The organism is Paenibacillus sp. FSL M7-0134 (assembly GCF_038007865.1).
GTDB lineage: Bacteria > Bacillota > Bacilli > Paenibacillales > Paenibacillaceae > Paenibacillus > Paenibacillus polymyxa_B.
In genome coordinates this window covers 72,948-88,152 of the sequence record NZ_JBBOXV010000002.1, presented here as the reverse complement: position 1 = coordinate 88,152, position 15,205 = coordinate 72,948, and the positions used below count along the sequence as shown (strand labels likewise).

The following is a 15,205-nucleotide window of genomic DNA, read 5'->3' as shown; positions in this document are numbered from 1 at the left end:
AGTAAAAAAACTCCTTACCCTCATTTAGGATAAGGAGTTTTTGCAATCCCCGTATTTCGCCCTATATCTCTTTATAACGAAATACTGTCAGTCCCGCCAACGTAAATACGACAAAGCTACCTATTATAACCGTCAACAGTGTATCAGTTGGCACCATGAACGCCCCGAAGTTGTCTCTTCCACTCGGCATCATCGCCAATAAAGGCTGTGTCCATGGATAGTACGGACCGTAGGTTTGAGAATTGGCGACCAGAATATTCGGCACGGTGAAGACGAAATTCAACGCAAGCGGTGCGGCAAAGCTGGACCACAGGAAGGACACCATCAACTGCAACGCAGCCAGCGGCAGGCAGGCTACCCAGCCGGCGAGCAAACTTTGAGCGATCACGGCCCATGGAATCGGTCCGTTCATACCCTGCACAGCTCCAACACCCAGCAACGCTCCTCCGAACAGTAGCTGGGTCAATCCGACCATAGCCATAATGATGGTCAGCTTGGCCGCATACAGACTCGTGCGGGACAATGGCAATGACATCAGCTGCTTCCAACCGCCGCCCCCATGCTCGAATCGGCAGACCAGAGATGCAAATACGGCGGTCAGCATCGGCATGAACAGCAGCGCATGAACTGTAAGCATGGCAGACAACAACACCTGCCAATTCCCTCCCGGGTTTGCCAGCAAACCAATCAAGACGGCAATGGCCGGGCTGACGAGCGCAAGGAGCCAGACGGGCGATTTCGCCATTTTCATACGTTCAACAGAAAGCAGCCGTACATATCCTCCGAACATTACGCCACATCCTTTCGGCTAAAATGGGCCGCTGTCAGCAGGCTCAGAAGCACACCCGTTCCGCACCCGACGGACGCAAACATCCACGCTTGAGGTGCAACCCATGCGAATTGAGGCCAGGCCAACGGAAACCATTCGGACAGCTGTGAAGCAAACAAGCTGCCGATGCCTAACGTAATGCCCAGTGTTACAGGCAGAGCCTGGTTATGGAACGTGACCGTTAACCACAACAATAATACGAGCATAGGCAGCGTGCCGCCTAAAGGCCAAAATCCAAGCCGCAGTAATTCTCCAATCGGCGCCGGCTCTCCTCCGAAGCCGAGTAGCATGCCCAACACCCACGTCCCTACCGTCAGGAGTACACAGGACACACACAGCATCCCGATCGCCAGCGTCAGCTTGGCCATATAGACGCTGAATTTGGAAATCGGCAAGGCCAGTAGCTGCTTCCAGGAATTAGACATATGCTCCACATTCGCCAACATGGAAGCGACCATAGTGGCTCCTAACACCAGCGCAAGGGGGACAAACATAGCGATGTTATCCATCAAGGATTCCCACAAATGGCCCTTGTATCGCGGAATCAGATAGTCATAGCGGAGTCCAAAGTTCAGCGCCTGCATCGCCACCAGCCCAAGGGGACCGAGAAACACCAGGAACCAGATTCCCTTTCTGCGTGCTTTGAGCAGATCCGCCGTGAGCGCCCGCAGCATCATAAGGAAGTTCCTCCTTTGCCCACCACTTGCATGAACATATCCTCCAGCGATTTGCGGCGTTCCTCCACACGGTATACGGCATGCGTATTTTCGACCAATCTTCTGACCAGCAGCGCAACAGCCGCATCATTCATGTTCTCGAAATCCAGCGCCGATCCGTCCTTCACTGAATGGTAGCCCTGCTCACGCGCAATCAACTGGGCTGCTTCCGGTTCCGACACTACGATCCGAATTCCTCCCGCAGATTCCTGACGGAGATTATGAATCGTATTTTGAAAGACCAGCTCTCCTTCACGGATAATACCCACAGTATTCGCCATATGCTCTACCTCGCTCAACAGATGGCTGGATACCAGCACGGTGATCCCCCGTTGCTTGGGCATCGCCTGAATCAATGTGCGCATTTCCTGAATACCCTCCGGGTCCAAACCATTCGTAGGCTCATCCAAAATGAGCACTTCGGGATTCCCAAGCAGGGCTGCTGCAATACCCAGTCTCTGCTTCATGCCCAGGGAGTAGCCTTTGACTGGACGTTTGGCATGCTTGGTCAGTCGGACGACCTCCAACACTTCCGCAATGTTTTGCTTGGGTACATTCAAAATACGGCGAATGGCCTCCAGATTTTCAATTGCGTTCAAATGACCATAATACGAAGGATACTCCACCAACGAGCCGACTTTACGCAAAATATCGAGCTTATGTCTGCGAATATCTTTGCCGAATATACGGATCGTTCCTCGAGTTGGGCGAATAAGTCCAAGCAGCATGCGGATTGTTGTCGTTTTTCCCGCTCCATTCGGACCCAGAAATCCGTAAATATCTCCTCGAGCTATTTTCAGGTCCAGCTGATTAACCGCCGCGCGGCCTTTGTATATTTTGCTGAGACTGTTCGTTTCAATAATGTATTCGTTCAAGTTCCTCACCTCGACACCTATCGTAACGTGCCAAGTTTAAAGCCAAGGGAACTCTGAGTTTAAGTTTTGTTTAAAAAACGGATTCGGGTCCCGGCTGATGAACTGAAAATCTCCCTCTCCAAATTCATTTCGCGAGCCAGCAGTTCTGTAATCGCCAAACCAATCCCTGCCCCTTTTTCACTGGACTGTTGCTCCATACCGGGCCCTTTATCTGTGATAACCAATGCCTCTGTCCCATTATCTTTCTGTACTTGAACACCGATAAATCGGCCTGAGGCAGCATGGCGAACTACATTTTGAAAGAGATTGTCCAGCAGACGACGGAAGCCTTGCTCATCGACATTCCACACCATGCTATGTTCGGGCAGGTCGATATCCACTTCAAAGCCCTCCTTTTCCCACACCGGATACCAGCTGGCTACACACTCCCGCACTAGCCGCAGGATATCACGCGGTGTGTTATTCATAGTGTATTTTCCACTAGCTAGCAGATTATAGGTGAGCAGATTGTCGATCAGGCTCCCAAGGTCTTTTAGCTTGTTTTCCATCAGTGTAATCGACTGTTTCCCTCTGCTGCTCAGATTTTCACCATCTAGTGTATACAGATGGCTACGCACGACCGTAAGCGGCGTTCGAATATCGTGTGACAGATCCGCGACCAGTCTCTTCCGCAGCTCTTCCTCCTGACGCTCACGTCCCCGACTCTCGGCCAACTGCTCGACCATCTGATTAAATGCTTCCTCCAGCTTGCCGATTTCATCCGGGCGTCCAGTGGTAACAAGAATAGGCAAGCCATCCTCTCCTCGCTGCGACATGGCGGCCTGAAGCTGCAACAGTCTTCGCCGAATGCCTCCAAAAAACAGAAGAGATACGAATATAAAAGTGCCCAGAATTAATACGATAAAAAAGAGATAGTACATGAACATGCTACTATCTGTAGGTGGCTGTTCAAAGAACGAACGAGGCACTTTTAACACCATATAGCCTTGATTCACATCATTCTTGCCCCCGCCAATAAAGGCTACTACCGTAAACGGCCCCTCATAGCTTGCTTGCTTCATAAAAGCTATAGCCTGCGCAGCGTTCCATTGTTTTGGCATGTTAGGTTGTGTCGGTAACTCCAACCTTGTTTTACCTGCGGGATCCACCCAAAATATTTGTGAGTTAGGGAACATATCTTGTTGTATTTTGCGCAGATGGACTGAGATTTGCTCTGGTGTGGCTCCCTTCAAGGCTACAGCTTCGCGATGCCAGCTATTTTCGGTGTGAGTAGCAGAGGGATAGTAAGCGTTTTTAGGCTTGATATCCGCCCCCCAATTCAAAAACACGCTATATATCAAGGCTGTAGCAGGCAACACAATGGGCAACAGCATCATAGCAACCACAATAATGACCAGATAACGGAACAACAGTGAACTGCGAAACCGACCTCCCTGACCTGGCCTAGAGCTGGGGTGTAGCCTCCTCCAATCCTTGCGCGTCCTGCTCATTATGCTTTCACCCGATATCCTACACCACGGATCGTCTCAATGATGCGGGGTGTCGCAGGATCAATCTCCAGCTTTTCGCGAAGGTGTCGGATGTGGACCATTAAAGTTTTGTCTCCGTCAATATATGGGTCCCCCCACACTGCTTCATACATTTGCTCTTTCGTCATAATCTGGCCCAAATGCCGCAGCAAATAAGCAAAAATGTGATATTGCTTGCCTGTCAGTGTAATTTCCTCCCCGGTATCACGGTTCACAATACGGTTATCAGGAGAGAAGACAGAGAGATGCCCCAGTTGTAAGGATTCTTCCGGCACGGTTCCCGATCGGCGCAGCAAAATCTCCATACGTGCTATGAGCTCGTCCGGGTGAAAGGGCTTGGTTACATAATCGTCGGCGAAATCCAGTCCTTGCAGCTTATCGTCAATGGATGTACGGGCAGACAACATGAGAATGGGAAGCTCCGGGTACTCTTTTTTGAGCCGCTTCCCCATGGTGAATCCATCCAGACCGGGTAACATCACATCCAAAATCACGAGTTGGCACGTACGGGCTGCTTCCACAGCCCCCTCCCCGCTGCGAAGCCATACTACAGCGTAATTCCGCTCTTCCAAATACTGATGCGTCCAAGCACCAATATCCTGGTCATCTTCGATGTATAACACATTTGTTTTCATCATGGGCACCTACTTATCGTTTTTCTTTTATGTAATGGGCATTATAGCATTTATGGTACATGACCCACTTAAAAAGGTTAATAACTACCTTATACGACATACGCTTCACATTTTCAAATTTGAATGCTCGTGAAAAAAGGAGGCCTACCCGATGCTGCTGGAAGCGATATACCATCACCCGAAACGCAATTGGGCTTTTGGTTATAATGATGAAACGATATTTCTACGGCTACGTGCGAAGAAAAATGACCTGAATACCGTTCATGCTCTCACCGGAGATAAATACGATTGGGACCGCACCCGACAGCTTGTCCCGATGTCCAAATTCGCTACCGATGGCAGGTTTGATTACTATGAATGCAGCGTAAAACCTACTCATCGTCGGCTGAAATATGGATTTTTGCTAGAAGACGGTGAGGAACGTATTTGGATGAACGAGGACGACTTCACCACCCTGGAACCTCAAAACGCAGACAGTCTGTTCCAATATCCGTTTTTGAACCCGATTGATATTCTGAAGCCACCTGTATGGGTGAAGGATGCTGTATTTTATCAGATTTTCCCGGAACGTTTTGCGAACGGTGACCCCTCCATCAGCCCAGAAGGTGCAGAGACATGGGGCGGAACGCCACAAAGAGACAATTTTTTCGGTGGCGATCTACAGGGGATTCTGGATCACCTGGATCACTTGAACGAGCTAGGGATTAACGCCATATATATGACCCCTGTCTTCAAGGCAACGACCAATCATAAATATGATACAGAGGATTATATGGAGGTGGACCCGCATTTCGGGGACAAAAAGACATTAAAAAAACTGATCGATGCCTGCCACGAACGAGGAATTCGGGTGCTGCTTGATGCGGTTTTCAACCATTCAGGGCGTACGTTTAAACCGTTCGTTGACGTGCAGGAAAAAGGCGATGCCTCACCTTACAAGGACTGGTTCCATGTACATAGCCTTCCCCTGGAAGTGGTGGATGGCACACCGACTTATGATACATTCGGGCTGGAACCAATGATGCCCAAGCTGAACACCGAACATCCTGAGGTGAAAAAGTACCTGCTGGATGTAGCAAAACATTGGATCGAAGAAATCGGCATCGATGGTTGGCGGTTGGATGTGGCAGACGAGGTGGATCACGCCTTTTGGCGGGAATTCCGTACTACGGTCAAGCAGGCCAATCCAGATGCGTACATTTTGGGTGAAATGTGGAATGAATCGTCTGAATGGCTTCAGGGGGACCAATTCGATGCAACGATGAATTATCCGTTCACCTACGCGGTGAATGATTTTTTCGTCAAAAAAGTGACCGATGCCCAAAACTTTGCCTTCGCCATCGGACGACAGCTGGCCCGCTATCCGCAGCAAGCATCCGAGGTTGCCTTCAATCTGCTGGATAGCCACGACACACCACGCCTGCTGACACTGTGCGGGGATGACAAGCGGCTGATGCGACTGGCCGCCCTGTTCCAGTTCACGTACATGGGCGCACCCTGCATCTATTACGGCGATGAGATCGGTCTGGATGGAGATGCCGATCCAGGCTGCCGCAAGTGCATGGAGTGGGACACCGACAAGCAGGACCGCGAGCTGTTCGACTTTTACCGCGAACTGATTGCGCTTCGTAAGGGGCACCCTGTCCTCCGTGATCAGGGAAGCATCACCTTTTTGGAGGCACAGCCAGAGGGCACCTCACTTGCCTACGAGCGCCGCAGCGAGGAAGAAGTAATGCTCGTGCTGCTCAATCGTTCCGATGAGGAGCACGTTTTTGAACTGGACATTCCTGAGCAGGAATGGCAATTAGCTTTTGGCGAAAGCCAGTGGTCCAAAGGAGCGAAGGGGTTGCACGCCAAGCTTCCACCCTACGGATACGCTGTACTGAAGGCAGCACCTGCTCGGTCAGTAAAACCTGCTTAAGAGGACGATGTCAAGACGGGAAGCAAGGCATCCGCCTATATAGGCGGATGCTGATGAAGGTACCTGCCGAATAACGGCAAAAAAAGCGAGACCACCGGGAACAAGATGTTTACTTGTTCCTGATGGTCTCTTTACGTCGAATAAGAACTTCTATCCAAGCCGTTTATTTATTTTTAACATCTGTTCTTACTACCCCAACATCCGAAGCATTGATCGAAATGGGGTTACCGCCTTGTCCTGTCTGAGCTGAAGAAGATTGTCTGACGACCACCGAAACTCTTTTATTCTTAAATCCAGTTCGTCTTGTTCTCCCCAATGCAATACCTCCTTAAATATATACGTGAGTTCCTTAAACCTCTCAATTACGACTCAACCGTGAAGAGATATGCTATATGAATATGCCACTGTAGAAAACAGGTAGCGGCGAATAGCGGATCATAGAGAAAAGAGGCTCGGTGATTCACACAAAAAAACGAAATTTCCATCCATGCAAAAAACCGCTCCAAGGAGATACCTTGAAGCGGTTTTTTAGCGCTACCTGAGCCAGTAGAGCAGTTTACGCAGGTAGCGTCTGTGTTTTCAATTGCACGTACAACTGGTGCGTCACCTGCTGCGGCTCAATACCCAACTCATCTTCCAGTATTCTGACGAAGCTTTCATAATGCTTTTGAGCAGCGGTATAATCGCCCAGTTGGGCATAGGCGGTCAGCAGCAGACCGCAGATATCGTCTGAGTACGGCTCCCGTTGCTGGAGGCTGAGTAAGCGCTGAACAGACTGCCGGGTACGACCTGAGCGAAGCTCGTCTCTCGCCAGCTCAGAAGCACATGCCAGATACATACTGCGCAGCTTCTCCCTTTTTGCATACGCCCACGGGTAATCGTACTCCTCCAGATAGTTGCCACGGTATAGAGCCAACAGGCTCTCAATACGCGGCGTACCGCCGCTACCGGATGCAGCCCATTCGGATATTCCCCGCTCGAATAGCTCCACATCTGTAATCCAGCCATTGCGGTTCAAGCGGTAGCGATCCAGATTGTATTCCAGCTTCGTATCTTGCATCCGTTCTTTCAATGCCTTGCGGATTTGGTAAATGGACGTGTGCAGGTGAACAACAGCCTTGTCCAAATGATATTCAGGCCATAGCGCATCCAGCAATTGTTCTTTGCTCACCCATTCCCCTTCATGGTGTAGTAAAAAGGAAAATAGCTCCTGTGACTTTAATGTGCGCCATTTGAAGGGTTTCGCTCCTACGGCTTCCTGTCCATCCTCCAAAATTTCAAGCTTTTGAAAACAACGTACCTTGGGGGATTGCTCTGCTGTAACTCCCAAGCTGGAAGAACGGGGATCAGCCAGCGTGGCTGCAATCCGATCTAACGTTTTGGATAGCCGCCGGGCATGAACGGGCTTTAACAAGTAATCCAGTGCTTGCAGCTCGAACGCTTCAATAGCATATTCCGAGTACGCGGTCACAAAGACGATATGAATATGGGAATCCAGCTGTTGAATCCACTCGGCGGCCTCCAGACCGTTCATCTCTGGCATTCCGATATCTATAAAAACAATATCCGCACGTTCTGCCGCCAGATGATCCAGCCCCGCTTGTGCAGACGTATATTTGCCCATTACCGTTAACCGTCCGTCCGCCTCCAGCAACCGTTCCAAGTAGGTTAATGCCGACCGCTCATCATCAATCAAAATCGCCTTCATTTGTGTCTGTACTCCCTTCCTGCTGCAACCATCCATCATGATGCTCTATTTACATGCTATCTGCTTTATCCTTACAATTTTTAATTCCTTATATTTTATATATCGTATCATCGCGGACGCGACATTAGCTTTTCCGACAAATGTACTGTACTTTTTTTATTCATCGGTATTCCGGGGCGAGATCGTTTCCGGCACACGGAAGCTTACCGTCGTCCCTTGCATTGAATTACTTTCAATCCGCAATCCTTCTCCATACATATGGATAAGACGGCGATGGATATTCCGCAGTCCCACGCTGGAAGATACATGATCCTCCGACAACAGCTGTTCCAGTCGCTCGGACGGAATCCCTACGCCGTCATCGGTCACGCTGACTACAAAATCGGTTCCATCCTCCTGCACAACCACTCGCACGGTTCCACCTGTTGCCCGTTGCATCACACCATGTCGTATCGCATTTTCCACGATGGGCTGAATGCTTAATGGCGGGATAAGCGACCGGATGTTCCTTCCTACCTCTACGGTCACCTGCAAACGTTCTTCAAATCGTGCTTTTTCCAGTGCCACATACGATTCTACCAATTCCAGCTCCTTGGATAACGGTACCGTATTCTCCCTGTTCTGAAAATCAAAACTGCCCCGCAAATACTGACTCAGCTCCATGAGCAGCTCCGCTGCTTTATCCGGGTCTACGGCTACGGTCGATACAATAACATTCAATGCATTGTACAGAAAATGTGGCTTGATTTGTGCCTGTAAAAAGGCCATTTCCGAACGCACCGCTTCCTCCGCCGAATGACGCATGTTCAACAGCGTGCGCACACGCGCCTTTAATTCCTCAGCATCAACAGGCTTACGTAGAAAATCATTAGCTCCCGCCATAAAACCCGCGCGGATATCGCCGGGCAGGTCGCGTGCCGTCAGCAGCAACACTGGTAGCTCGGACAGGGAATACCGTTCCCGTATCCGTCGGCACAGCTCAATACCGGACATTTCCGGCATCATCCAATCCGTAATGACTAGGTCAAATCGGGTACGGCCATTCAGCATGTGAAGTGCCTCCTCGGCATGATCCACTGCCACCACGCTACAACCTGTGGTATATAATAGCTCCTCCAGCACCCGAAGATTAACCTCATCATCATCCACAGCCAGCACTTTGTAGGGAACAGTCTGAACTTGCTCTTGGGCATCCTCTTCATGCGGAATCACATTCTGACCCGACGTCACGCCAGGCTGCAATATAACCGCAGACGAAACATCTTTTTGAGCTTCATGTGCCAACGTTCCGGTCTGCGCCAAGGGTAGTGTAAAATAAAAGGTCGAACCCTTGCCCAATCTAGATTCTACCCGGATATGACCACCATGCAGCTCCACTAGACGACGGACTATGCCTAATCCAAGCCCTGTTCCACTGTATCCTTCATCCTCAGCATTCGCCCCTCGGTTAAAAGGTTCAAATATATGCGAAAGATGCTCCTGGGCAATACCGGACCCGGTATCCTTCACACTGATTTCCATTTCGCGGTTCCCCGCTTTGGCAGAGATTACGATTTCGCCTTCCTCCGTAAATTTCACCGCATTACCCAACAAATTGTACAAAATCTGAATCAGCCGATCCTCATCCGCATCCACCTTGGGTAACGAATTGGGCCATTCTTTGACGAATTGCAGCTTTTTCTTACCCACCGTATGACCCAATACCTCCAGCACGGAATTTACAGCTGCCTGTACATTAACAGGCCGGCGATTTAAGGCTAATCTTCCATTTTTCAAATTAGAAAAATCCAGAATATCGTTAATTAAATAAGAAAGTCTTCGTCCTACATTCGCAATCAAGGACAAGTTGTGCTTTTGCGGCTCATTGAATTGTGCCCCGTAACGGTCTAGCATGGATTGAGCGATATTAATAATTCCATGTAGAGGAGTGCGCAACTCATGTGACGTGTTCGCCAGGAATTCGTCCTTTAACCCATCCAGTGTTAGCAACCGTCGTGACAGGTTCTCAACCTCCATAAACGAATGTACAAAACGTTTGGCCAGCAGAAGCGTTTGAGCCAATACGAATATGAGCATTTCATAGGCTGTCACCCCGCGCACATCTCCCCAGCCCAAAATATACACAAAACTAGTCACTACAATCATAAGTATGCTCATAATACTAATGACTAGCAGTGCAGCGTCATCCGTCCGTTGAAGAAGTCCACGAATCAAGATCAGTAATACATATCCCACACTGACTACGCCAAAAAGAAGAATAAACGCTTCAAAGGATGAGAGTATCAGTGTAGGCAACATTAGCCCCATACCTAGCATCAGTGCGGTTGTAATATTATAGAGGCGCAGCACGATCCGATTCATAACAATCTGCGTCGAAAGATGAACATACCGGATCAAAAAATAGTAGAACAGCGTTGAAGAGAACGACTGTATTTTCAGTATCCATTCATAAGGTAAGTCCGGTATTCCCCAGACCAGCAGCTTTTCTCCATGTGTCAGAATGTAAAATAAAGCCGCGATGCAAAAGCATCCTAAGTAAAGCAATGCCTTCTCCTTTTTACGTAAAAGATACAGCATGATAAAAAATACGGTAGGCATAAAAAAACCCGCTATCAGTACGGTGTCCTCTGCCATTGCAACTTCCCGGCTATGCGTAATACTCTCGTAATCCCCAAATAACAATGGGTAAATGATCCCACCGGAGGAATAACTATAATTAGCCACATGCACGGTAATATCTACCGATTGTCCATCTACCGCTGCAAATCCAACATAAGGAGCATTGCCCTGCTTGCCTTTGTCGGCAGAAACAGAGGGAATACCACTCGCTCCTACCTCTGCTCCGTCAATCCATACTCGGCTGGAACTCCGAATGTTTTGCATATAGATGCCGTACAGATTTTCCGCTTTTTCAGGCAACAGGATACGAATATGATAGGTTCCATATCCGGTCGCCTGTCCCTCAGGCATCCACTGATTCCATCTACCAGGCACATCCACAATCTTGGTAGAATATCCCGTTTCCATCCCCAATTCTGAAGAACTCTGATGATTTACCCAATCCTTATCTTGCAATTCATGAAAGGCTGAAGGTTGCACAAGCTGGTTGGGGTAAAATTCCCACTCCCCTCCCAGCTGTACAGGGCCTTCCTTTTCGGGATGCCAATTACGCAAATTTATAACGCCGTTATGAGCTTTCCAATGACTGTTTCCAGATAATACACCCGACACCAACGGATACACCGGCAACGCAACCGCAAGCAGAAGTATAATAAAAAATAAAACACCCTGTTTTTTCATAAATCCCCCGCTCTTTTCAATATCGTCTATCTTTTAGTATCGGTTATTCTAACCAGCTGTATTAGAAGCGCCCCCCATGCAAAAAGGGACGCCCGCCGCAGACAAAAATCTGTGCGGAATCGTCCCCTTCTATACATCCTTTACTTCCTTTATTTCCCTTATTAAGGAATCATGCCTTCATCATTACCACCGCCAGGAATCGAGCCTGAATCGTCTCCGCTGTTATCGCTTGGTGGCGTTGCTCCACCACTACTGTCGCCGCTTCCTGTTCCGCTGCTATCGCTTGTTGGTGTTGCTCCACCACTACTGTCACTGCTTCCTGTTCCGCTACTATCGCTTGGCGGCGTTGCTCCACCACTACTGTCGCCGCTTCCTGTTCCGCTGCTATCGCTTGGCGGTGTTGCTCCACCACTACTGTCACTGCTTCCTGTTCCGCTGCTATCGCTTGGCGGTGTTGCTCCACCACTGCTGTCGCTGCTTCCTGTTCCGCTGTTTTGTTGCTGGCTGGCTACAAAATCTTTATACTCCTGAATCGCATCTTCCAGATTCATATAATTTTTCTTAATTTCCGGCATAGGATAATACTGGTCCAGACGATTGAATGCATCCACTACTCTGTGAAAGTAGACCGTCGTAGGATCTGTACCATTTGCTGTGAGCAGATTGTTCGCAATGGTCTTGAGCTCATTGATATCCTGATCAGTTACTATCCATTTGGATTGGTAGTTCGCAAACGCTGTAATCAAATCCGTGTTCGCCTGGTCTACCTGCAGCTGTGTGCTATCCGGATTATTAAGCACAAGGCTTGCCTGATTAATTGACCCTTGAAGTTCTTCGTTATCTTGTTCGGTATAATGACGGCCGAACGTCTGAACTTCATTATTAGCTAAATTTATGTTGTAATTCAACAACGTGGTATCCACCGCTATTGGTACGGCATACTGGCTCTGTACCTGTTGCAACTCCTCGTATACAGGAACAACGTCTTGTAATTCAAAGCTGGACAAACCCAAGAAGATGGAGGCATGCTCTGATGCAGAAGACAAGGCTTGCTGGGCTTCAGCGCTTAATGCGCCTGAATTTTGCACCAAAATTCCATTGATCGATGCCTGCATTTCAATGATTTCGGCTCTCAATTGTAGTCTTTTCTCGTTATATTTTTCAATATAGGTCCCTTTAGCCTGACTTAATTGATTATAAGAGATCACCAATTGCTCCTCAGGAGTAAACGGCATAATGAGTGCAAAGTTGGCTTGTGCTGTTTGTTGCTCTAAAGACAGCATTTCCGTATTCAAGTAATTACGAGCTACAGGGTTAGACAGCAGTTTTAGATGAATGTCTTGAACCAGCTGCTGCAGTTTTTCCCGAATTGTAGCAGGCACTGGAGCAGTGAATTCCGCAAGTCTTTGACTCAGCTCCATGTTCAAGGTCAATACGTCCTGCTGCGTCATAGCGGTGTGCATCTTCTCTGTATATTCCTGAATGAGGTTGCCCAGTTCAACATTTTGAGAGCCACTCTGATCGTAGATAACCTGCGCTTCTTGTAAAGTATTTTTAAGCACTGAAAAGTCTGCTGCTTGCAATGCCAGAAATGCTTCTGTCGTATCTTTTATTTTTCGTGTCCATTCGTCCAACTGCTCAGTTGTAGCTAATGGGTTCACATATACACTTAATCCTTCCCTCACTAAGGACTTGTAACGCGCTTTGTCAGTTTTCATATTCTCCACACGATCCGTTACATCGAGAAAATGCAGATAGGTATCTCTGAGTTTTACTGATGCATTGTAGACTTCAATTACTCGACGCAAGCTTACTACTTCCCGATCCACAATATTTTGAGGAGCATTCCCTTCCAACACATTGTTGCCAAATTGAATAGCTTGACTTAGTGATTCATCCCAAAGAGGCGGGAATTCGTCGCCAACCATTCGGTTTTGTTCAAGGGTAGTCGAAGCTACCTGAATCAGTCTAGTTAATTCCTGTGTCCCAATCACTGGTTTTGTGGCTGAGGCTGTGTACACAGAAACATCCTGCTTCAATGTGCTGAGCGCTTGATCTACCTCTGCCTGTGTAGCTGCTGTATTGTTCAGTACCAGCATAGCTTGATTGATTGCTATGGACAGGCTTTCCTTCGCTGCGGCCGTGTAAAGCGCCTGATCCGTTCCACCCTCACCTGCACGCTCCAGTAGTTCTTTGGCTGCATGGACTTCTGTCTCCAGCTGACTGCGGTCTACGCTGATAATGTCACTATCGTGTTTTTTCTTATCTTTGCTATCTGTGTCCGTGACAACCGATCCAGCAGAGGATGAGTTCTTCGTACCATTTACGAGACTAACAGCTTCTTTCATCGCATCATAGTTAATGATAACATCCTGCGGCTGTTTTTGTTCCGGCAGGTTAAGCTGGTTGATTGTAGCTCCCTTAGCCAGCGTAATAAAAGGAACGCCCACATATTGTGATGCATCCAGCAAACCAATACTACCGCTAACCAACAGCTTGCCCAGTCCCTGTTGCAAAGAAACGCGGCTAATCGCGGCATTTCCTTCGGTCACGATCGATGCATCATCTTTCAGCGTCAGGTTGTCAATCTTCGTTGTCCCGGTTGCTGTCAGCTTGGCATCCTTAGAGCCCAGCTCCACACCGGACCATGCCGTATTTTCTAAAATGGCCGATACAGGCTGATTCCCTGTACCTTTGATTTCCAATACCCCTGTGGAGGACATGTTCTTCAAGGTTACCGAGCCATTAACGATCAGGCGCCCCTCAAAAGACACACCCTTGCCATCAAAAACGCCACCGTCTGCGTTAATTTCCAGCTTATTCACACCTGTCAGCGTACGCAAGTTACGGTTAAGGTCGAATTTCGCCCCTTTTAATACAGCTTTGTTATTTTCACCGAACAAACCTTGCAAAGACCCTTCCAACTGGTAAGGGATATTTCCGATGCGAACGGTATTGCCCTCTGATTTCACTTCTCCTACCGGATGATCCAGCAGGCTGACGAATACTTCTGCACCACTCTCCCGGTTCAATGGATTTTTCAAATCCGTTGCAGAAGCATCCTCTGATAACAGACCGTAAGAGCGGGCAACCTGAACTGCATTTTGCTGTACATTCGCTGTGCTGGCATCCTGTAAGTCCATTGCACGTACTAGCGATACGATCAGTTCTTCCTTGGTAATGGCATCCCCCGGACGGAACAGTTCCCCGTTGCCTGTCATATACCCGGCTGCACGTACAGCCTCAATATAGGGAGCGCCCCATGCATCGGACGATACATCCATAAAAGAAGTTTGCGGCTGATTGTTAACTTCCAACTGGAACAGACTGCACAAAATTTTAGCCGCCTCTGCGCGGGTCAAATTCTTTTGCGCCATAAAATCGCCCTGCTTACCGCCTGTCATCAAACCCAAGGTGCGAGCTTGTGCTACAAATCCAGTTTCGCTTTGCGTATCTGCTGTTGCTGCATAAGCAGTCTGAGCGCCGCCCATCCAAGGCAGAGATACGATTGAGCCTGAAGCAATACCCAATACCATCGCAGATGCAATCCATTTATTTCGTTTTACAAGTTTCAACATTTCCACTCCTAGACGCTATTTATTGGCATATATCCTGCTTTATCAAAGTCTTTAGTCATGTTTAGTTCTACGGATTATGCAACCAAGGAACTATGCTAAGAGAATTATACGAAG

10 protein-coding genes are annotated in these 15,205 nt (G+C 48.4%); 1 reads left to right on the top strand and 9 read right to left on the bottom strand.

Annotated elements, in window-relative coordinates:
• Positions 1-61: 61 nt before the first annotated feature.
• From NSQ58_RS16130 to NSQ58_RS16110, 5 genes are read right to left on the bottom strand one after another with little or no spacing between them, the layout of a single operon-like run.
• Entirely contained in the window at positions 62-790 is a 729-nt protein-coding gene (locus NSQ58_RS16130; RefSeq protein WP_341057849.1) for an ABC transporter permease, read from the bottom strand.
• The gene (locus NSQ58_RS16125) at positions 790-1,506 is read right to left on the bottom strand and encodes an ABC transporter permease (RefSeq protein ID WP_023986726.1); all 717 of its coding nucleotides are present in this window, start codon (positions 1,504-1,506) and stop codon (positions 790-792) included. The genes NSQ58_RS16130 and NSQ58_RS16125 overlap by 1 nt, the downstream gene beginning before the upstream one ends.
• Positions 1,503-2,420: an ABC transporter ATP-binding protein gene (locus tag NSQ58_RS16120; protein ID WP_023986725.1), complete on the bottom strand. Its 918-nt coding sequence runs from the start codon at positions 2,418-2,420 to the stop codon at positions 1,503-1,505. The genes NSQ58_RS16125 and NSQ58_RS16120 overlap by 4 nt, the downstream gene beginning before the upstream one ends.
• Before the next feature lie 59 nt (positions 2,421-2,479).
• Complete coding sequence (locus NSQ58_RS16115) at positions 2,480-3,910, bottom strand: sensor histidine kinase (RefSeq protein WP_341057847.1); 1,431 nt, start codon at positions 3,908-3,910, stop codon at positions 2,480-2,482.
• Positions 3,910-4,584: a response regulator transcription factor gene (locus NSQ58_RS16110; RefSeq protein WP_023986723.1), complete on the bottom strand. Its 675-nt coding sequence runs from the start codon at positions 4,582-4,584 to the stop codon at positions 3,910-3,912. Before NSQ58_RS16110 ends, NSQ58_RS16115 begins: the two co-directional genes overlap by 1 nt.
• Positions 4,585-4,735: 151 nt before the next feature.
• Here NSQ58_RS16110 and NSQ58_RS16105 point away from each other — a divergent pair, with 151 nt between their 5' ends.
• Complete coding sequence (locus tag NSQ58_RS16105; protein ID WP_341057846.1) at positions 4,736-6,505, top strand: alpha-glycosidase; 1,770 nt, start codon at positions 4,736-4,738, stop codon at positions 6,503-6,505.
• A 163-nt stretch (positions 6,506-6,668) separates the two neighbouring features.
• On the opposite strand, the gene NSQ58_RS16100 is transcribed toward NSQ58_RS16105, so the two are convergent.
• The 4 genes from NSQ58_RS16100 to NSQ58_RS16085 all read right to left on the bottom strand — a co-directional run bounded on the left by NSQ58_RS16100 (position 6,669) and on the right by NSQ58_RS16085 (position 15,091).
• Entirely contained in the window at positions 6,669-6,821 is a 153-nt protein-coding gene (locus NSQ58_RS16100; protein WP_167348614.1) for a hypothetical protein, read from the bottom strand.
• A 240-nt stretch (positions 6,822-7,061) separates the two neighbouring features.
• Entirely contained in the window at positions 7,062-8,213 is a 1,152-nt protein-coding gene (locus NSQ58_RS16095) for a response regulator (RefSeq protein ID WP_069080461.1), read from the bottom strand.
• 156 nt (positions 8,214-8,369) lie between these two features.
• Positions 8,370-11,513, bottom strand: coding sequence for an ATP-binding protein (locus tag NSQ58_RS16090; protein WP_076265152.1), 3,144 nt, complete (start codon positions 11,511-11,513; stop codon positions 8,370-8,372).
• Positions 11,514-11,674: 161 nt separating this feature from the next.
• Positions 11,675-15,091 carry an S-layer homology domain-containing protein gene (locus NSQ58_RS16085; protein ID WP_341057845.1) on the bottom strand — a complete coding sequence of 1,139 codons (3,417 nt, stop codon included), beginning with the start codon at positions 15,089-15,091 and terminating at the stop codon, positions 11,675-11,677.
• Positions 15,092-15,205: the final 114 nt, after the last annotated feature.

Excerpts from the sequence above, each read along its gene's own strand:
- NSQ58_RS16130 (WP_341057849.1), bottom strand. The coding sequence starts at position 790 with ATGTTCGGAGGATATGTACGGCTGCTTTCTGTTGAACGTATGAAAATG.
- NSQ58_RS16125 (WP_023986726.1), bottom strand. The coding sequence starts at position 1,506 with ATGATGCTGCGGGCGCTCACGGCGGATCTGCTCAAAGCACGCAGAAAG.
- NSQ58_RS16115 (WP_341057847.1), bottom strand. The coding sequence starts at position 3,910 with ATGAGCAGGACGCGCAAGGATTGGAGGAGGCTACACCCCAGCTCTAGG.
- NSQ58_RS16110 (WP_023986723.1), bottom strand. The coding sequence starts at position 4,584 with ATGAAAACAAATGTGTTATACATCGAAGATGACCAGGATATTGGTGCT.
- NSQ58_RS16105 (WP_341057846.1), top strand. The coding sequence starts at position 4,736 with ATGCTGCTGGAAGCGATATACCATCACCCGAAACGCAATTGGGCTTTT.
- NSQ58_RS16095 (WP_069080461.1), bottom strand. The coding sequence starts at position 8,213 with ATGAAGGCGATTTTGATTGATGATGAGCGGTCGGCATTAACCTACTTG.
- NSQ58_RS16090 (WP_076265152.1), bottom strand. The coding sequence starts at position 11,513 with ATGAAAAAACAGGGTGTTTTATTTTTTATTATACTTCTGCTTGCGGTT.
- NSQ58_RS16085 (WP_341057845.1), bottom strand. The coding sequence starts at position 15,091 with ATGTTGAAACTTGTAAAACGAAATAAATGGATTGCATCTGCGATGGTA.